The 18,978-nt window shown below is 68.6% G+C and carries 13 protein-coding genes and 1 tRNA gene; 11 read left to right on the top strand and 3 right to left on the bottom strand.

Annotated elements, in window-relative coordinates; genetic code table 11:
• The first annotated feature begins 15 nt into the window (after positions 1 to 15).
• The 11 genes from argC (at position 16) to ACNR9W_RS15575 (ending at position 15,476) form a co-directional block, all read left to right on the top strand.
• Complete coding sequence (gene argC, locus ACNR9W_RS15625; protein ID WP_419268496.1) at positions 16 to 933, top strand: N-acetyl-gamma-glutamyl-phosphate reductase; 918 nt, start codon at positions 16 to 18, stop codon at positions 931 to 933.
• 128 nt (positions 934 to 1,061) lie between these two features.
• Complete coding sequence (locus ACNR9W_RS15620) at positions 1,062 to 2,300, top strand: calcium-binding protein (protein WP_419268495.1); 1,239 nt, start codon at positions 1,062 to 1,064, stop codon at positions 2,298 to 2,300.
• A 96-nt stretch (positions 2,301 to 2,396) separates the two neighbouring features.
• Entirely contained in the window at positions 2,397 to 2,981 is a 585-nt protein-coding gene (locus ACNR9W_RS15615) for an ANTAR domain-containing response regulator (protein WP_419268840.1), read from the top strand.
• A complete protein-coding gene (locus ACNR9W_RS15610; RefSeq protein ID WP_419268494.1) occupies positions 2,978 to 4,150 on the top strand; it encodes an ABC transporter substrate-binding protein in 1,173 nt (390 codons plus the stop codon). The genes ACNR9W_RS15615 and ACNR9W_RS15610 overlap by 4 nt, the downstream gene beginning before the upstream one ends.
• A gap of 273 nt (positions 4,151 to 4,423) precedes the next feature.
• Complete coding sequence (locus tag ACNR9W_RS15605; RefSeq protein WP_419268492.1) at positions 4,424 to 5,716, top strand: CmpA/NrtA family ABC transporter substrate-binding protein; 1,293 nt, start codon at positions 4,424 to 4,426, stop codon at positions 5,714 to 5,716.
• A 4-nt stretch (positions 5,717 to 5,720) separates the two neighbouring features.
• Positions 5,721 to 6,620, top strand: a complete 900-nt coding sequence (ntrB, locus tag ACNR9W_RS15600; RefSeq protein ID WP_419268491.1) for a nitrate ABC transporter permease — start codon at positions 5,721 to 5,723, stop codon at positions 6,618 to 6,620.
• Positions 6,621 to 6,632: 12 nt separating this feature from the next.
• Positions 6,633 to 7,427: an ABC transporter ATP-binding protein gene (locus ACNR9W_RS15595; RefSeq protein ID WP_419268489.1), complete on the top strand. Its 795-nt coding sequence runs from the start codon at positions 6,633 to 6,635 to the stop codon at positions 7,425 to 7,427.
• Between the two features lie 4 nt (positions 7,428 to 7,431).
• Positions 7,432 to 9,861 (top strand): nitrite reductase large subunit NirB, encoded by a 2,430-nt coding sequence (nirB, locus tag ACNR9W_RS15590; RefSeq protein ID WP_419268487.1) that lies wholly within the window; start codon positions 7,432 to 7,434, stop codon positions 9,859 to 9,861.
• Between the two features lie 10 nt (positions 9,862 to 9,871).
• On the top strand, positions 9,872 to 10,207 hold the full coding sequence (gene nirD, locus ACNR9W_RS15585) for a nitrite reductase small subunit NirD (RefSeq protein WP_419268485.1): 336 nt from the start codon (positions 9,872 to 9,874) through the stop codon (positions 10,205 to 10,207).
• Positions 10,204 to 12,801, top strand: a complete 2,598-nt coding sequence (locus ACNR9W_RS15580) for a molybdopterin-dependent oxidoreductase (RefSeq protein WP_419268483.1) — start codon at positions 10,204 to 10,206, stop codon at positions 12,799 to 12,801. Before nirD ends, ACNR9W_RS15580 begins: the two co-directional genes overlap by 4 nt.
• Before the next feature lie 101 nt (positions 12,802 to 12,902).
• Complete coding sequence (locus tag ACNR9W_RS15575; RefSeq protein WP_419268482.1) at positions 12,903 to 15,476, top strand: AMP-binding protein; 2,574 nt, start codon at positions 12,903 to 12,905, stop codon at positions 15,474 to 15,476.
• A gap of 2 nt (positions 15,477 to 15,478) precedes the next feature.
• Here the strand turns inward: ACNR9W_RS15575 and ACNR9W_RS15570 are convergent.
• The 3 genes from ACNR9W_RS15570 to gcvH all read right to left on the bottom strand — a co-directional run bounded on the left by ACNR9W_RS15570 (position 15,479) and on the right by gcvH (position 18,968).
• A tRNA-Ala gene (locus ACNR9W_RS15570) sits at positions 15,479 to 15,554 on the bottom strand.
• A 112-nt stretch (positions 15,555 to 15,666) separates the two neighbouring features.
• Positions 15,667 to 18,501, bottom strand: a complete 2,835-nt coding sequence (gene gcvP, locus ACNR9W_RS15565; protein ID WP_419268481.1) for an aminomethyl-transferring glycine dehydrogenase — start codon at positions 18,499 to 18,501, stop codon at positions 15,667 to 15,669.
• A gap of 110 nt (positions 18,502 to 18,611) precedes the next feature.
• On the bottom strand, positions 18,612 to 18,968 hold the full coding sequence (gene gcvH, locus ACNR9W_RS15560) for a glycine cleavage system protein GcvH (RefSeq protein ID WP_419268838.1): 357 nt from the start codon (positions 18,966 to 18,968) through the stop codon (positions 18,612 to 18,614).
• Positions 18,969 to 18,978: the final 10 nt, after the last annotated feature.

Raw genomic sequence — 18,978 nt, 5'->3', positions numbered from 1 at the left:
AGCAAAGTGAACCTCATGTCCCACAGCGTCTTCATCGATGGCGAAGCCGGCACCACCGGCCTGCAGATCCGCGACCGGCTTCTGGGGCGCGATGACATCCGCCTGGTCCAGGTCGATCCCGCGCGGCGCAAGGATCCGCAGGCGCGGCGCGAGGCTTTTGAACAGGCCGACTTGGCGATCCTGTGCCTGCCTGACGATGCCGCGCGCGAGGCGGTGGACCTGACGCGCGACATGGGCGTGCGGCTGATCGACGCCTCGACCGCGCACCGGATCGACCCGAACTGGGTCTTCGGCTTTCCCGAACTAAATTCCGGCATGCGCCGGCAGATCGCCGCAGCGCGCCATGTCAGCAATCCCGGCTGTTATTCGACCGGCGCCATCGCCATGATCGCGCCCTTGGTCAAGGCCGGGCTGATCGACGAGGCCGAGGCGCTGTCGATCAACGCGGTCAGCGGTTATACCGGCGGCGGCAAAGCGCTGATCTCCGACTACGAGGCCGGGACCGCGCCCGTGCATTTCGTCTATGGCCTGACGCAGCGCCACAAGCACATCCCCGAGATCATGACCCGCGGCGGGCTGCTGATGCAGCCGATCTTCGCACCCTCGGTCGGCAATTTCGCGCAGGGCATGGCGGTGCAGCTGCCCCTGCATCTGGGCGGCGACCGCACGATCCGGGCGCTGCACCAGGCGCTGTCGGATCATTATCAGGACCAGGATTTCGTCCAGGTCGTCGCGGCGGCGGATCTGGGCGACCGCATCAACCCCACCGCGCTGAACAACACCAACCTGATGCGCATCAGCGTCCATGGCGACGAGGAGATTGGCTGCGCGACCGTCATCGCGGTGCTGGACAACCTGGGAAAGGGCGCGTCGGGGGCTGCAGTGCAGAACCTGAACATCATGCTGGGACTGCCCGAGGCGGCAGGCCTCTGAGCCAGGCGCGAAAATCGACCGGGCCCGCCGATAGGTTTTGACGGAGCCGGGGCGCGGCGGGTAAGCCGGGGTGCAGGGCCCCGGAAGTGGCGGGTCCGACGCATCGTGGTTTTGTCCAAGGTTTCGCAATGGCCCGCATTTACGCCGATCTGGGGTTCGACCAGACCAATCTCGATCTCAGCCTGCTCTATTACGACGCGCTTGAGACCCAGTTCCTGAACAACCACAATGTGCTGAACCGCGGCCGCGTGATCGAGGATCTGCTGGTCGTGGTCTACGAGAACCAAGGCACCTTGGCCGCCGTCGGCCTGGGCGGCGCGGGCATCCGGATGATCGGCGACCGCATCACCGGCGGCACCCTCACCAATATCAGCCAGGTGCTGTCGGATGGGGACGACTATCAGAACCATTTTGAGTTCGACCGGATCAGCCTGCCGCTGGTCGAGTTCTATGACTCGATGCTGAGCTTTTCGCGCGCCGATGACAACCGGCTGATCGAGCGCGCGCTTTCGGGCGATGACACTTTCGAGCTGAGCTTTCAGGCGGACCGGGCCTTTGGCATGGCCGGCAACGACACGCTTTACGGCTTTGGCGGAAGCGACACCCTGGGCGGCGGCTCGGGGCGCGACGCGATCCATGGCGGCAGGGGCGACGACCGGCTGATGCTGGACGGCCAGGACGACCTTTTGGACGGGGGGCTCGGCCGCGACTGGCTGGCCGTGCGGGGAGACAGGGCCGCGCAGATCGACCTGGCCCGGACGGACCGGCAGGACACGGGGCACGGCATGGACCGCATCCTGAACATCGAAAACCTGCAGGGCGGGGCGGGCGCGGACCGGCTCAGCGGCGATGCCCTGGCCAACCTGATCCAAGGCGGCGGGGGCGCGGATCGCCTTGCCGGCCGCCGTGGCGGCGACCTGCTGGTGGGGCAGGACGGAAACGACAGGCTGGACGGCGGCATCGGGGCCGATCTGCTGGAGGGCGGGTCCGGCAGCGACCAATTGATCGGCGGCCTGGGCGCGGACCGGCTGACGGGCGGTCTGGGCGGGGATGTCTTTGTCTTCCGGACCTTGGATGACAGCCGGTTTGCCGGCCGCGATATCATCACCGATTTCAACGCCCGCGGCGACCGGATCGACCTGGGTGCCATCGATGCCGACCTGCTGGCGGCCGGCAACAATGCCTTCACCTTGCAGATCGGCGGCGAGCTTGAGCCGGGCCGCGGCGGGCAGCTGATCGCGCTGCGCAGCGTCCGCGGCCCGGCCCAGACCGACCTGCTGATGGACGTGGATGGCGACGGACAGGCGGATGCGGCCGTCCGGCTGGCCGGGCATCACGCGTTGACCGAGGCGAACTTCATCCTGTGACCTCAGGCTCTGCCTGATTTTCGGGCAAGAGCTTTCTGGCCCGGGCCGGCGGTGCCGCGCGGGCTTGCCAAGCCTTCGGCGCGGTTGTCTCTGGCAGTGATGAAGCGGCTTTCAATCATCGTGGTCGAACGGGACCGGGACCGGGCGCTGAGGATCGTGGACGGTCTGCGCGCCTCGGGCGATCATGCGGTGACCGTGATCGCCGAGGAAACCGGCTTGGCCCGCCGCATTGCCGACCAGCAGCCGGACATCGTGCTGATCGACGTGGCCGATCCTTCGCGTGACGTGCTGGAGGAGCTGGCCCTGATGTCGGGGCCGTTGGACCGGCCCGTGGCCATGTTCGTCGACCGGTCGGACGAACAGCTGACCCGCGCGGCGATCGAGGCGGGAGTCTCGGCCTATGTCGTCGACGGGCTGCACAGGGACCGCATCAAGCCGATCCTGGACGCAGCGATCGCCCGGTTCCACATGTTCCAGAAGATGCGCGCCGAACTGGCCGCCACCAAGGCCGCGCTGGAGGAGCGCAAGATCATCGACCGCGCCAAGGCCATCCTGATGAAGGCGCGCGGCATCGACGAAGAGGCCGCCTATGCCCTGCTGCGCAAGACCGCGATGGACCAGAAGCGCCGCGTGGCCGACATCGCGCAGCAGCTGGTCATGGCGGCGGGGCTCTTGTCATGACCGACCGGCTGCGCCTGGGCTATCTGCCGCTGACCGATGCCGCGCCGCTGATCATCGCGCAGGAGCTGGGATTTGCCGCCGAAGAGGGGCTGGCGCTGGACCTGGTCCGCGTCGGCAGCTGGGCGCAAAGCCGCGACCTGCTGGGCACGGGCGGGATCGATGCGGCGCATATGCTGGTGCCCATGCCCATTGCGCAAAGCCTGGGGCTGGGGCCGGCCTATCCGGAGTTCGACCTGCTGATGGTCCTGTCCCAGGGCGGGCAGGCGATCGCTGTCTCCTCGGCGCTGGAGGCGCGGCTGCGCGACGGGGGGCATGGCTTTGAGTTCGATGACCCTTTGGCGGCGCGTGCGGCGTTGGCAAAGGCGCATCCGGGGCAGCTGCGGGTTGGCGTCCCCTTTCCCTTTTCGACCCAGGCCGAACTGGTGCGGCACTGGCTGGACGGCACCGATCTGGCCCACCGGCTGACCATCCACACGGTTCCGCCCCCGCAGATGGCCGATGCGTTGGCCGCGGACGAGGTCGACGCCTGTTGCGTGGGCGAGCCTTGGGCATCGTTTGCTGTCGAACACGGCAGGGGCGCGCTGCTGCTGGCGGGCCGCGCGATCTGGGCCGCCGCGCCCGAAAAGGGCTTGGTGATGACCCGCGACCGGGCCGAGGCGCGCCCCGGCCAGACCGGCCGGCTGATGCGGGCGCTGTGGCGCGCGGGCCGCTGGCTGGACCAGCCCGACGCGCGGGGCACCGCGGCCGAGATCCTGTCGCGCGCCGATTACCTGAACCTGTCGCCGGAGATTTGTGAACGCGGTCTCTTGGGCCGGTTGCACGTGACCGCGACCGGTGAACTGCGCCAGTTTCCCGACTTCGTCCGCTTTCACGCCCAGGGGGCCACCTTTCCCTGGCGCAGCATCGCCGCGATGCTGGGTGCACGCATGGCGCAGCGCCACGGCCTGGACCCGGATCAGGCGATGACGCGGGCGGCGGCCTGTTTCCGAACCGACCTTTATCGCCGCCACCTGCGCCAGGCCGGCGCCGACCTGCCCGGATCCTCGGCCAAGGTCGAGGGCGCGATCGCGGCCCCGACCGCCGTGGCGGCAGAAAAAGGGCAGATGATTCTGGGTCCCGATGCCTTTTTCGACGGTCATGTCTTCGACATGGCGTCCGATACGCGCTGAATTCTCAGGCAGTCTGCCCCATTTCGCAGCCACCGCGAACATCGCGGGCCAGCAGGTCCCCCTGCGGCTTGACCGCCGGTCCCCCAGCCGCAATCCTAGGATCAAGTCGGATGCAACGGCGCTCCGAACTTCGATCTGTCCGCAAGGAAGCGGGCCTTCCCCTTCAGGCAATGTCGCCACCGTATTCGTGCCCCTCGATGGGCGGCGATGCCGGTGGCTTTCGTTTTTCCGGCCCGCATCCCGACCCGCGGACTGACAGCAAGGACCAGCCAGATGACCCTGTTCAAGCCCTCGTCCCGCCGCAGCTTCCTGAAATCGGCCAGTGGCGCCTTGGCCACCATGGCCGCCGCCCGCCTGGCCCTGCCGGGCGGCGCCTGGGCCGCCACGCCCGCGCCCGAGGTCACGGGTTGCAAGCTGGGCTATATCGCACTGACCGACAGCGCGCCGCTGATCATCGCCCTTGAAAAGGGCTTTTTCGCGAAACATGGCATGCCCGACGTGCTGGTCGAAAAGCAGGCCAGCTGGGGGGCGACGCGCGACAACATGGCGCTCGGCTCGGGTTCCGGCGGGATCGACGGCGGGCATATCCTGCGGCCCAAGGTGCATCTCTATTCCACCGGCAGCGTGATGCAGAACAGCCAGCCGCTGCCGATGTACACGCTGTTGAACCTGAACGAGGACGGGCAGGGTCTGTCCGTGCGCCAGGATTATGCCGACAGCGGCGTGGGCCTGGACAGCGGCCCCCTGAAGGAGATCTTTGCCGCCCGCAAGGCCGCCGGCCAGGACGTGCCGGTCGCCATGACCTTCCCCGGCGGCACGCATGACCTGTGGATGCGCTACTGGCTGGCGGCGGGGGGCATCGACCCGGTCTCCGAGGTCGACCTGATCGTCGTGCCGCCCCCGCAGATGGTCGCCAACATGAAGGTCGGCAACATGGAGGCCTTCTGCGTCGGAGAGCCGTGGAACGAGCAGCTGGTGAACCAGAAGATCGGCTTTACCGCTACCACCACCGGTGAGCTGTGGAACCGCCATCCCGAAAAGGTGCTGGGCATGCGGGCGGCCTGGGTGGACGCCAACCCCAATGCCACCGTCGCCCTGATGATGGCGGTGATGGAGGCGCAGATGTGGTGCGACCTGCCCGAGAACAAGCAGGAGATGGCCGAGATCATCGGCCGCCGCCAGTGGTTCAACGTGCCTGTCGCGGACATCATCGGTCGCATCCAGGGCCGGATCAACTATGGCAATGGCCGGGTCGAGGATCGGCCGGGCCTGGCGATGAAGTTCTGGGGCGAAAACGGCGAAACCTCCTATCCGTGGAAGTCGCTGGACAGCTGGTTCATCACCGAGAACAAGCGATGGGGTTATCTGCCGGGCGACCTGGACACGGCTGGGCTGGTCGACCGCACGAACCGCAGCGACCTGTGGCTGGCCGCCGCCAAGGGGCTGGGCCTGTCGGTCGATTTCGGCGACAGCCGCGGGGTCGAGACCTTCTTCGACGGCAAGAGCTTTGATCCGGCGAACCCCGACGCCTATCTGGACGCCCAGTCCATCAAGGCGATGGTGTGACCCGATGAACGTCACCGCATTGAAGCGCAAGCTGGACCTGACCCCCAGGCCCGCAGCCCCCTCCACAGCCCCCGTCGTGGCCCTGCCCCCCCGCAGCCCCGACCGCCTGGCCCCCTGGCGCAAGCGCGGCGTGTCGCTGGCCGGCAACGTCCTGCCGCCGCTGGCCGTGCTGGTCGTCCTGCTGACGATCTGGCAGGTCGGCGCCTCGGGCAAGGGCAGCGGCCTGCCCACGCCGGTGCAGGTCTGGATCGACAGCGGCTTCCTGATCCTGGAGCCGTTCTACGTCTATGGCACCCAGGACATCGGCCTGGGCTGGCGCGTCCTGACCTCGCTGGAGCGCGTGGCCTATGGGTTCGGGCTGGCCGCCGTGGTCGGCGTGCTGACCGGCGCGGTCATCGGGCAATCGGCGCTGATGATGCGCGGCTTCGATCCGATCTTCCAGATCCTGCGCACGGTGCCGCCGCTGGCCTGGCTGCCCATCAGCCTGGCCGCCTTCATGGACAGCGGGCCGTCGGCGATCTTCGTGATCTTCATCACCGCGATCTGGCCCGTGATCATCAACACCGCCGCGGGCGTGCGCGCCATCCCGCAGGATTACCGCAATGTCGCCGCCGTCCTGCGCCTGAACCAGGTCGAGTTCTTTTGGAAGATCATGGTCCCCGCCGCCGCCCCCTACATCTTTTCGGGGCTGCGCATCGGGGTGGGCCTGTCCTGGCTGGCCATCGTCGCGGCCGAGATGCTGACTGGCGGCGTGGGCATCGGCTTCTTCATCTGGGACGCGTGGAACAGTTCGCGGCTCAGCGACATCATCGTGGCCCTGGCCTATATCGGCGGCACGGGCTTCATCCTGGATCGTCTGGTCGGCTGGATCGGACGCATCGTCTCTCGCGGCACGGCCGGGTAAGGGGAAAGACCGATGAAATATCTTCAGATCGACCATGTCTCCAAGACCTTCGTGACGGGGCCCAAGCAGACCCATGTCCTGTCCGACATCACCCTGACCATCGACAAGGGCGAATTCGTCAGCATCATCGGCCATTCCGGCTGCGGGAAATCGACCCTGCTGAACCTGATCGCCGGCCTGACCGAGGTGACGACCGGCGCCATCATGCTGGACGGCCGCGAGGTCAACGCGCCGGGTCCCGACCGCGCGGTGGTGTTCCAGAACCACAGCCTGCTGCCCTGGCTGACGGTCTATGACAACATCAAGCTGGCGGTTAGCAAGGTCTTCGGCACGACGAAATCGCGGGCCGAACGCCACGACTGGATCATGCAGAACCTGGACCTGGTGCAGATGAGCCATGCCGCGGACAAGCGGCCCGGCGAGATCTCGGGCGGGATGCGCCAGCGCGTGGGCATTGCCCGGGCCCTGGCGATGGAGCCCAAGGTCCTGCTGCTGGACGAACCCTTCGGCGCGCTGGACGCGCTGACCCGCGCACATCTGCAGGACGCGGTGATGGACATCCATGCCCGGCTTGGCAACACGATGATTATGATCACCCATGACGTGGACGAATCCGTGCTGCTGGCCGACCGGATCGTGATGATGACGAACGGCCCCGCCGCCACCATCGGCGAGGTGCTGACCGTGCCGCTGGCCCGACCCCGCGACCGCATCCGGCTGGCCAGCCATCCCGACTATGTCCGCGCCCGCGAAGGCGTACTGCGGTTCCTTTATGAACGCCACCGCTTCGTCGAAGCCGCGGAGTAGACCCATGACAAAGAACCTTGTGGTGATCGGCGCGGGCATGGCCTCGGGCCGGATGCTGGAGCATCTGTTCGAGGCGGCCCCCGGCCAGTGGAACGTGACCCTGTTCAACGCCGAGCCGCGCGGCAATTACAACCGGCTGATGCTGTCGCCGGTGCTGTCGGGCGACAAGACCTATGACCAGATCGTCACCCATGACGAGGCCTGGTATGCCGCCCATGGCGTCGCCTGCCGCTTTGGCGAAAGCGTGACCGCGATTGACCGTCAGCCCCAGGTCGTCCACGGCGCGCACGGGCCTGTGCCCTATGACGCGCTGGTCATCGCGACCGGATCGGCCCCCTTCATCATCCCGCTGCCGGGGCACAGGCTGCCCGGAGTCGTCGCCTATCGCGACCTGGAGGACACCAACGCCATGATCGCCGCCAGCCGCCCGGGCGCGCGGGCGGTCGTCATCGGCGGCGGTCTACTGGGGCTGGAGGCCGCCGCCGGCATGGCGGCCCGCGGGGCCGAGGTGACCGTGATCCACCTGATGGGCCATCTGATGGAACGCCAGCTGGACCCTGCCGCCGCCTATCTGCTGCAGCGCGATCTGGAAGGCCGCGGCATCCGCGTCCACTGCAAGGGCGCCACCAAGGCGATCCTGGGCACCGACCGGGTCGAGGCGGTGCTGCTGGAGGACGGGACCCTCTATCCCGCCGACCTGGTCTGCATGGCCGTGGGCATCCGCCCCGAAACGCGGCTGGCCAATGACGCGGGGCTGGAGGTCGCGCGCGGCATCACCGTCGATGACCAGATGCGCAGCAGCGACCCGGCGATCTTTGCCCTTGGCGAATGCGTCGAACACGACGGGCAGCTCTTCGGCCTTGTCGCGCCGCTCTATGATCAGGCCAAGGTTCTGGCGGCGACGCTGGCGGGGCAGGATGCCGCGTTCCGGCCCGTCCAGACCGCCACGAAACTGAAGGTCACCGGCTGCGACCTGTTCAGCGCGGGCGATTTCGCCGATGCGCCGGGGCGCGAGGATATCGTGTTCCGCGATCCGGGCCGTGGCATCTACAAGCGCCTGATCCTGGAAGGAGACCGGCTGATCGGCGCCGTGATGTATGGCGACACGGCCGACGGGGCCTGGTTCTTTGACAAGATCCGCACGGGCGCGGATATCTCGCCCAACCGCGACACGCTGATATTCGGTCCCGCCTTTGCCGGAGGGCCCGGCGCGGACCCTCTGGCAGCCGTTGCAGCCTTGCCGCCTGAGGCGGAGATCTGTGGCTGCAACGGCGTCTGCAAGGGACAGATCACCGCCGCCATCCAGGGCGGCGCGACGACACTGGACGCGGTGCGCGGCCTGACCAAGGCCAGCGCCAGTTGCGGCACCTGCACGGGGCTGGTCGAACAGGTCATGGCGCTGAGCCTGGGCGACGGCTTCGCGGCCAACGCCAACCCGCCGATGTGCACATGCACCGATCACACGCATGAGGACGTGCGCCGCCTGATCAAGTCGATGGGGCTGAAATCCATCCCGGCGGTAATGCAGGAGCTGGGCTGGCGCAGCGTGGGCGGTTGCGCCTCCTGCCGCCCGGCGCTGAACTATTACCTGATCGCGGATTGGCCACTGGACTATCGCGACGACCGGCAAAGCCGCTTCGTGAACGAACGCAACCATGCCAATATCCAGAAGGACGGCACCTATTCGGTCGTCCCGCGCATGTGGGGCGGCGTCACCACCGCCGCCGAACTGCGCGCCATCGCGGATGCCGCCGACCGATACGCGGTGCCGATGATCAAGGTCACCGGCGGCCAGCGCATCGACCTGCTGGGCGTTCGGAAAGAGGACCTGCCCGCGATCTGGGCCGACTTCAACGACGCGGGGATGGTGTCGGGGCATGCCTATGCCAAGGGCCTGCGCACCGTGAAGACCTGCGTGGGCCAGCAGTTCTGCCGCTTCGGCACGCAGGATTCGACGGGCCTCGGCATCCGGCTGGAAAAGCTGCTCTGGGGGTCCTGGACGCCGGCCAAGGTCAAGCTGGGCGTGTCCGGCTGTCCGAGGAACTGCGCGGAGGCGACCTGCAAGGATATCGGCATCGTCTGCGTGGACAGCGGGTTCCAGATCAGCGTGGCGGGCGCGGCCGGCATGGACGTGCGGGAAACCGTGCCGCTGCTGACCGTCCCTGACGCGGATGCGGTCTGCGACGTGGTCGCGGCCTTTGTCCAACTGTACCGAGAGAACGCGCGCTATCTGCACCGCATCTACAAGTGGGTGGACAAGGTGGGGCTGGACTGGTGCCGCGACCAGGTGACCGACCCCGCGATCCGCGCCGCGCTGGTGGCGCGCTTTGCCGAAAGCCAGGCGATCTATCAGACCGACCCCTGGGCAGATCACGCCGCCCGCCCCACCGATTGGGCGCCCGTCGCCGATCTGACCCTGAGGGCCGCAGAATGAGGAGATCCGCATGAGCCGGTTCATCGACATCGCCGCGTTGGACGACATCCCCCGTCAGGGCGCCCGCGTGGTCCGGACGCCGCTGGGGTGCGTGGCGGTCTTTCGCACCGCCGACGACCAGGTCTTTGCTCTGGACGACCGCTGCCCGCACAAGGGCGGACCGCTGTCCGAGGGGATCGTTCACGGCGCCCAGGTCACCTGCCCGCTGCACGGCTGGGTCTTCGACATGGCCACGGGATCGGCGCAGGGGGCCGATGAGGGGCGCGTGGCCACCTATGCCGTGAGCTGCGAAAACGGTCGGGTGCTGCTGGACGCCGCCTTCCTGTCCGGGCGCAGGGCGGCATGACGGCGCCGGTCCGGACGACCTGCCCCTATTGCGGGGTGGGCTGCGGGGTCTTGGCGACGCCGGACGGGCAGGGCGGGCTGCGGATCGCGGGCGACCCCGATCACCCTGCCAATGGCGGCCGTCTTTGCGTCAAGGGCGCCGCCTTGGGCGAGACCCTGGCCACCGCCGGTCGCCTGCTGACCCCGCGCATCGGCGGGGCCGAGGCCGGCTGGAACCAGGCGCTGGACCTGATCGCCGACCGCTTTGCCACCGCGATCCGCGATCACGGCCCGGATTCTGTGGCGATGTATGTTTCAGGCCAGCTGCTGACCGAGGATTACTATGTCGCCAACAAGCTGATGAAGGGCTTTGTCGGCAGCGCGAATATCGACACGAACAGCCGGCTCTGCATGGCGTCCAGCGTGGCGGGCCACCGCCGCGCCTTCGGGTCCGACACGGTGCCGGGTCTTTACGAGGACCTGGAGCAGGCCGATCTGGTGGTGCTGACCGGCTCGAACCTGGGCTGGTGCCACCCGGTCCTGCATCAGCGCCTGATGGCCGCCCGCGCCGCCCGCCCTGACCTGCGCATCGTCGTCATCGACCCGCGCCGGACCGCCACCTGCGAGGGCGCCGACCTGCATCTGCCGATCGCGGCGGGGGCGGATGCGCATCTGTTCAACCTGCTGCTGTGCCATCTGTTCGACACCGGCCGGATGAACGCCGATTTCCTGCCCCATCTGGCGGGGCTGGACGCCGCGTTGGAGGCTGCACGGGACAGCCGTCCTGCCGCGACGGGGCTGGACCCGCAGGACCTGGCGGCCTTCCTGGACCTGTGGGCCGGGGCTGAGAAGGTGGTCACCGTCTATTCCCAGGGCATCAACCAGTCCGACAGCGGCACCGACAAGGTGAACGCGATCCTGAACTGCCACCTGGCCACGGGGCGCATCGGGCGGCCCGGCATGGGCCCCTTCAGCGTCACCGGCCAGCCCAATGCCATGGGCGGGCGCGAGGTGGGCGGCCTGTCCAACATGCTGGCCTGCCATCTGGAGCTGGAGAATCCCGCCCATCGCGCCGCCGTCCAGACGTTCTGGAACGCGCCGCGCATGGCACAGCGGCCCGGCCTGAAGGCCGTGGACCTGTTCCGCGCGGTCGAGGAGGGCCGCATCAAGGCGCTGTGGATCCTCCACACCAACCCCGCGGTGACCATGCCCGAGGCCGACCGCGTCGCCCGCGCCATCGCCGCCTGCGATTTCGTCGCGGTCAGCGAGGCCTGGCCCGATACCGACACGGCGCGGCTGGCGGATGTGCTGCTGCCTGCCGCCGCCTGGGGCGAAAAGGACGGCACCGTCACCAATTCCGAACGCCTGATCAGCCGCCAGCGGGCGGCGCTGCCGCCGGCGGGGCAGGCGCGGCCGGATTGGTGGGCATTGGCCCAGGTCGCGCAGCGCATGGGGTTCCAGGGCTTCGACTGGTCGGGACCGGCCGGGATCTTTGCCGAACATGCGGCGCTGTCCGGCGTCGCAGGCCGGCTGGGCAGCGACTTCGACATTTCGCAACTGGTGGGGGTGGACTACGGTCGGATGTCGCCGGTCCACTGGCCACAGGGACCCGCGCAGCGCGGCGGCCGGTTCTTTGGCAGCGGCCGGTTCCACGCGCCCGACGGGCGGGCGCGGATGGTTTCGGTCCGGGCAACCCTGCCTGTGCGCGACCCGGAGGGCGTCCTGCTGAACACCGGCCGCATCCGCGACCAGTGGCACAGCATGACGCGCACCGGCCTCTCTCCGCGCCTGTCGCGGCACCTGGCCGAGCCCTATTTGGAGTTGCACCCGCAGGATGCCGAGCGGTTCGGCTTGGCCGGCGCCGATCTGGTGCAGCTGCGGAACGACCACGGCCGAGCCGTCCTGCGGGTGATGATCAGCGACCGGGTGGCACCCGGCCATCCCTTTGCGCCGATGCACTGGAGCGGCCAGACGGCCCCCACCGGGCGCATCGACGCGCTGGTTCCGGGGCTGACGGACCCGATCTCTGGCCAGCCGGCCAGCAAATCGGCCCCGGTCCGGTTGGCCCGCTATGCCGCGGCCTGGCACGGTTATCTTGTGACCACGCGGGATGTTGCGCCCGATTGCGGCTATTGGGCCAAGGCGCGGCTGGCCGGGGGCTGGCAGCTGGAGCTTGCCGACAGCGTCACCCCGGCTGACTGGGTGGCCTGGGCCGTGGCGCTGCTGGATCTGGGCCAACCCTCGATTCTGCTGCAGGACAGCGCCCGGGGGCGTCACCGGATGGCCTTTCACCGCGACGGCAGGCTGCAGGCGGCGCTGTTCATTGCGCCCGAACCGGTGCTTCTGTCGCGCGACCACCTGGTCGGGCTGCTGGATCGTGAGGCGCCGCATGCGCTGGCAGGCCGTCCCTCGGCGGACATGCCGGATCCGGGGCCGACGATTTGCGCCTGTCTGAATGTCGGGCTGAACACCATCCGGCGGGCCTTGGCCGGCGGAGGCCTGAACAGCGTCACGGAAATCGGGCAGGCCCTGGGAGCAGGCAGCAATTGCGGATCCTGTCGGCCAGAACTGGCGGCGCTGCTGGCCCGCGCGCAGAGGCCCGCGGCGGCCGAATGACAGGGGTGGCAGCACCGAAGCGTGAACAAATGCATTCTTGACAAAAACCAGCAGGGAATTATGCGGACGCATCCTTCGTCTTTATCCAAGGGCATCCCCGCATGTTTTTCTCTGCTTCGGGCCTGCGCGGCTTCGGGAACAGCCCCTGCATGATCACCCGGAACGGCGTGATGACCTATGCCGAACTGGCCGACGCCAGCGCACGGTTCGCCGCCCGCCTGCCCGCGCAGCGGGGACTGGTGGCCATCGAGATGCTGCCGAACCCCGTGACCGTCGCGGCCTATCTGGGCGCGCTGCAGGCCGGCCACGCGGTCATGCCCCTGCCCGCAGGCCAGCCCGAGATCACCCGCAAGCTGGAGGGCCGGTTCCGCCCCGCCGTCAGCTGGCGCAGCACGGGCGATCGCAGCCGGCTGATCTTTCACGAGCACCCGGCACGGGTCCATGACGACCTGGCGCTGCTGCTGTCCACATCCGGCAGCACGGGCGAGGGGCGGGGCGTCCGCCTGTCGGCCGGCGCGGTCGAGGCCAATGCCCGCAGCATCGCCGACTATCTGCGGATCGCGCCCGGGGATCGGGCGGCGCTGGTCCTGCCGCTGCATTATTCCTATGGCCTGTCGGTGCTGCATTCGCATCTGGCCCAAGGCGCCAGCCTGTGGCTGGAGACGGGCTCGGTCGCCGCGCCGGGGTTTCTGGCGGCGCTGGAGGCGTCGGGGGCGACCAGCCTTGCCGGCGTGCCGCATCATTTCCGGCTGCTGGCGGGGGCAGCGGAGGCGCTGCCCCCGCGCCTGTCCTGCCTGACGGTCGCGGGCGGCGCCATGCCGCCCTCCGAAGTGCGGCATTGGGCCGATGTCATGGCCGCCCGCCGGGGCCGTTTCGTGGTGATGTATGGCCAGACCGAGGCCACCGCCCGCATCGCCTATCTGCCCCCCGAACAGGCCGCCGTCGCGCCCGATGCCATCGGGCAGGCCATTCCCGGCGGCAGCCTGATGCTGCGCGACGAGACCGGGCACCCGGTCGACCGCCCCGACATGGAGGGGGAACTGGTCTATCGCGGGCCGAACGTGATGATGGGCTATGCCGAAACCGCCGCCGATCTGGCGCGCGGCCCGGACCTGTCCGAACTTGCGACCGGCGATCTGGCGCGCCTTGGGGCGGACGGCTTCTACCGGATCACCGGGCGGCTGTCGCGCATGTCCAAGATCGCGGGCCTGCGCATCGGCCATGACGCGCTGGAACGCGCCCTGGCCGATGCGGGGCATCAGGTCGCCGTCTGGGGCAATGATGACACGATCTGGATCGCGACGGCGCGCCCTTCGGATGCGCTGGCGGCACAGGCCGCGCAGCTGGCCGGCATCGGGGCGCAGCATGTGGTGACCGTGGCCTGTCCCGAATTTCCGCGCCACCCGAACGGCAAGATCGACTATCCGGCGCTGCGGCGCCTGGCCCGGCCCCCGGCCCGCAGCGCCGACCTGCTTCAGGTCTTTGGCCGCACATTCGGCCGCACGGTCAGGCCGACCGACAGCTTTGCCAGCCTGGGCGGGGATTCGCTGCAGCATGTGGAACTGTCGCTGATGATCGACCAGCGCCTTGGCGGGTTGCCGACCGGATGGGAGCAGATGCCCGTCGCGCAGCTGATGCGCGCGCCGGGCACCCGCAAGAGCCGCATCCCGATGGATGTCCTGGCGCGGGGGCTGGCGATCCTGGCGGTGGTGACCGCGCATCAGACGAACTGGCCCGTCTATGGCGGGGCGGCGGCCATGATGATCCTGCTGGGGATGAGCGTCGCGCAGCATCGCCGGCAGGCCTTGGCCGCAGGCGATGCCTTGGGCTTCCTGCGGCCGGCCCTGAGAGTCCTGCTGCCCTATTTCCTGGTCCTGGCAGGCTATGCGCTGGCCTGGCAGCAGGTGCCCTGGGCTTCGGTCGCGCTGATGGGCAACCTGGCCCTGACCGTGCCCGAGACGCATCTGATGCTGCCCTATCTCTACTGGTTCGTCGAAGCCTATATGCAGATCAGCCTGCTGGTGCTGGTCATGTTCTGGCCGGGGCGGATGCGACGATGGCTGTCGTCCGCTCCCTTCGCGACGGGTCTGGCGATGCTGGCGCTGGCCATGCTGATGCGCGTGACCCTCCCCGAGTTCTGGCCGCTGCCCTCGGGGCGGTCGCAGTTCTCGGTGCCTTGGGTCTTTTATCTCTTTGCCTTCGGCTGGTGCATTGCCACCGCCGCGACCCGCAGCCAGCGGGCGCTGGTGCTGCTGGCCGCCGCGATCGTCATGCCACTGGTGGCCTGGCTGGGCGGCAACTGGTTCGGCGGCTGGATCAAGTACATGAGCCTCCTGGCCCTGATGGTCGCGCTGCTGCATGTCCGCGCCGTCCCCATGCCCCGGCCGCTGGTGCGCGGCTTCATGCACCTGGCGCAGGCGGCCTTCCCGATCTACCTGCTGCACCGGCTGGTGCCCGAGGTGCTGATGCCCATGCTGGACCTGTCGCTGTCGCAGCCCCTGACGGATGCCGTCGCCATCACGGGAGGCATCGGCCTGGGCGTCGCGGCCGGGCGGGCACTTGCCTGGCTGTCGCAACTGCCGGCGGGCCGGGACGGCCTGTTCGGCACGCGCAAACCGGCCCCCTCGGCAGAGAGGCTGGGCGCGGTGGATCGGAAACTTGCCGGGAACATCTAGCTTGGTGGAGCCGAGGGGAATCGAACCCCTGACCTCGTCATTGCGAACGACGCGCTCTACCAACTGAGCTACGACCCCATCGCTGCGATAGATCGCGTCTTGCGCGGGCCTTGTCAAGGGTCTCGGTGGCACCCCGGACGACGGCTGTGCGGGGACCGGGCACCCCCTTATGGGGTGCCCGGGACGGCGCTCATTCCGCGGCCTCGGCATAGGCCTCCAGCGGGGGGCAGGTGCAGATCAAATTGCGGTCGCCATGGGCGTTGTCGACGCGGCCCACGGGCGGCCAGTACTTGTCCACGCGGAAGGCACCCGGCGGAAAGCAGCCCTGTTCGCGGCCATAGGGGCGGTCCCATTCGCGGACCAGGTCCTCGACCGTGTGGGGGGCGTGGCGCAGCGGGCTGTCGGCGGCGCTGATGCGGCCTTCGGCCACGTCGGTGATCTCGGCGCGGATGGCCAGCAGGGCGGTGACAAAGCGGTCGATCTCGGCCTTGGTTTCCGATTCCGTCGGCTCGACCATCAGCGTGCCGCTGACCGGCCAGCTCATCGTAGGCGCGTGAAAGCCATTGTCGATCAGGCGCTTGGCGATGTCATCGACGGTCACGCCATGCTCAGTAAAGGGCCGCGTGTCGATGATGCACTCATGCGCCACCCGCCCGCGATCGCCCATGAACAGGATCGGATAGGCCCCGGCCAGCCGCGCCGCGATATAGTTCGCGTTCAGGATCGCCACGCGCGTGGCCTGGGTCAGGCCTTTGCCGCCCATCATCAGGCAATAGGCCCAGCTGATCAGCAGGATCGACGCCGATCCATAGGGCGCCGCCGACACCGCACCGATCCCTCCCTGCGGATCGCCCGGCAGGAACGGCGCCAGATGCGCCTTCACCCCGATCGGCCCCATGCCGGGACCACCGCCGCCATGCGGGATGGCGAAGGTCTTGTGCAGGTTCAGGTGGCTGACATCGCCGCCGATCTCTCCGGGCTTCACCAGACCGACCAGCGCGTTCATGTTCGCGCCGTCGATATAGACCTGCCCGCCATGTTCATGCGTGATGTCGCAGACCTGCCGGACGGTATCCTCGAACACGCCATGGGTCGACGGATAGGTGATCATCACCGCCGCCAGTCGGTCGCCCGCCTTGGCCGCATGTGCGGCAAAATCCTCCAGGTCGATGTCGCCGTTCGGCGCCGATTTCACCACCACCACCTGCATCCCGCACATCTGCGCCGACGCCGGGTTCGTGCCATGCGCCGACACCGGGATCAGGCAGATGTCGCGCTCCTCTCCGCGCGCCTTGTGATAGGCTTGGATGGTCAGCAGACCGGCATATTCCCCCTGCGCCCCGCTGTTCGGCTGCATGGAGAAGGCGTCGTAACCGGTGATCACGCACAGCTTCTGGGTCAGGTCCGCGATCGCCTCATGATACCCCGCCGCCTGGTCATGCGGCGCGAAGGGGTGCAGCGCGCCGAATTCGGGCCAGGTGATCGGCATCATCTCGGCCGCGGCGTTCAGCTTCATCGTGCAGGACCCCAACGGGATCATCGCCCGGTCCAGCGCCAGGTCGCGGTCCGACAGGCGGCGCATGTAGCGCATCATCTCGGACTCGGCCCGGTTCATGTGGAAGACCGGATGGGTCAGGTAATCGCTCTCGCGCAGCAGGTCCTCTGGGATCGCCGGGTCGGTCGCCGCAGGCGCCGCATCGGTGATCCCGAACGCATCCAGCAGCCGCGTGATCACACCCGCATCTGTCGTCTCGTCGACGCTGATGCCCACGCGGCCGCGGCCGACGCGGCGCAGGTTGATGCCCCGATGCCGCGCGGCGGCCAGAATCCCCGCCTGACCCACGCCCACCTTGACCGTGATCGTGTCAAAGAACGCTTGCGGCGCCACCTCCGCCCCGGCTGCCCGCAGCGCCTCGGCCACCGTCACCGCATGCAGATGCACCCGCTGCGCAATGGCGCGCAGGCCCTCCGGCCCATGGAACACCGCATAGAACCCCGCCATCACCGCCAGCAGCGCCTGCGCGGTGCAGACATTGCTGGTGGCCTTCTCGCGGCGGATATGCTGCTCGCGCGTCTGCAGCGACAGGCGCAGCGCCTGGTTGCCGGAACTGTCGATACTGACGCCGACGATGCGCCCCGGCATCGCCCGCTTCAGCGCATCGCGGCAGGACATGAAGGCCGCGTGCGGCCCGCCATAGCCCATCGGCACGCCGAAACGCTGCGACGAGCCCACGGCGATGTCGGCGCCCATCGCGCCCGGCTCGCGCAAAACGCACAGCGCCAGCAGGTCGGTGGCGACGATGGCCAGCCCACCGGCCGCGTGCAGCGCCTCGATCTCGGGCGTCAGGTCGCGGACATGGCCATAGGTACCGGGATACTGGAACACTGCGGCAAAGACCTGATCCGCCACCAGATCATCGACCGAGCCCTTGATGATCCGGATGCCCAGGGGCGCCGCCCGCGTCTCGATCACGCTGATCGTCTGCGGGTGCAGGTCATGGGCGACAAAGAACGCATCCGCCTTGGACTTCGACTGCCGCCGCGCCATGGCCATCGCCTCGGCCGCCGCCGTCGCCTCGTCCAGCAGGGACGCGTTCGCCACCGGCAGCCCGGTCAGATCCGCCACCATGGTCTGGAAATTCAGCAGCGCCTCCAGCCGCCCCTGCGCGATCTCGGGCTGATAGGGGGTGTAGGCCGTGTACCAGGCCGGGTTCTCCAGGATGTTCCGTTGGATCGCGGGCGGCGTGACGGTGCCGTAATATCCCTGACCGATCAGGCTGGTCATCACGCGGTTCTTGTCCGCCACCTCGCGCATCCGCGCCAGCAGCCCCGCCTCGGACAGCGCGGGCCAGTCCAGCGCATCCGCCTGCCGGATCGCCGCGGGCACGGTCTGCTCGATCAGCTGATCCAGGCTCTCGGCCCCCACCACCCTCAGCATCTCCGCCATCTCGGACGGAGACGGCCCGATATGGCGGCGGTTCGCGAAATCGTCGGGGTTGTAGTCGGTCGGGTTCCAGCGGCCCATGGCGCCTCCTCAGGGGCGCGCGCGGCCCCTTCTTTGTTGTGAAAATACCCACAGGGGGTCCGGGGGCCGCAGCCTCCCGCTTTCGCCGGGCCGCCAGGCCCGGCAGCCGTTCAGCCGACCAGCGCCTTGTAGGCCTCCTCATCCATGAAGCCCTCGGTGGCGCCGGCATCCGCAGGCTTCAGCCGAAAGAACCAGGCCGCCATCGGATCGCCGTTCACGTCGCCGGGATTGTCCGCCAGCGCCGCGTTCACCGCCGTGATCCTGCCCGCCACCGGGGCCACGATGTCGCTGGCAGCCTTGACGCTCTCGATCACCACGATCTCCTCGCCGGCCGCCACCTCGCGCCCCTCCTCGGGCAGCTCGATGAAGACGACGTCGCCCAGCTGGTCGCTGGCGTGGCGGGTGATCCCCACGACGATCTCGTCACCCTCGGCGCGCAGCCATTCATGGTCTTCGGTGTATTTCAGCATAAAACAG

Origin of the sequence: Paracoccus sp. T5 (assembly GCF_048538155.2) — a bacterium.
Lineage (GTDB): Bacteria > Pseudomonadota > Alphaproteobacteria > Rhodobacterales > Rhodobacteraceae > Paracoccus.
The sequence above is the reverse complement of the archived record's forward strand: the minus strand, read 5'-3'. Positions and strand labels throughout refer to the sequence as shown.

Excerpts from the sequence above, each read along its gene's own strand:
- argC (WP_419268496.1), top strand. The coding sequence starts at position 16 with ATGTCCCACAGCGTCTTCATCGATGGCGAAGCCGGCACCACCGGCCTG.
- ACNR9W_RS15620 (WP_419268495.1), top strand. The coding sequence starts at position 1,062 with ATGGCCCGCATTTACGCCGATCTGGGGTTCGACCAGACCAATCTCGAT.
- ACNR9W_RS15610 (WP_419268494.1), top strand. The coding sequence starts at position 2,978 with ATGACCGACCGGCTGCGCCTGGGCTATCTGCCGCTGACCGATGCCGCG.
- ACNR9W_RS15605 (WP_419268492.1), top strand. The coding sequence starts at position 4,424 with ATGACCCTGTTCAAGCCCTCGTCCCGCCGCAGCTTCCTGAAATCGGCC.
- ntrB (WP_419268491.1), top strand. The coding sequence starts at position 5,721 with ATGAACGTCACCGCATTGAAGCGCAAGCTGGACCTGACCCCCAGGCCC.
- ACNR9W_RS15595 (WP_419268489.1), top strand. The coding sequence starts at position 6,633 with ATGAAATATCTTCAGATCGACCATGTCTCCAAGACCTTCGTGACGGGG.
- nirB (WP_419268487.1), top strand. The coding sequence starts at position 7,432 with ATGACAAAGAACCTTGTGGTGATCGGCGCGGGCATGGCCTCGGGCCGG.
- nirD (WP_419268485.1), top strand. The coding sequence starts at position 9,872 with ATGAGCCGGTTCATCGACATCGCCGCGTTGGACGACATCCCCCGTCAG.
- ACNR9W_RS15580 (WP_419268483.1), top strand. The coding sequence starts at position 10,204 with ATGACGGCGCCGGTCCGGACGACCTGCCCCTATTGCGGGGTGGGCTGC.
- ACNR9W_RS15575 (WP_419268482.1), top strand. The coding sequence starts at position 12,903 with ATGTTTTTCTCTGCTTCGGGCCTGCGCGGCTTCGGGAACAGCCCCTGC.
- gcvP (WP_419268481.1), bottom strand. The coding sequence starts at position 18,501 with ATGGGCCGCTGGAACCCGACCGACTACAACCCCGACGATTTCGCGAAC.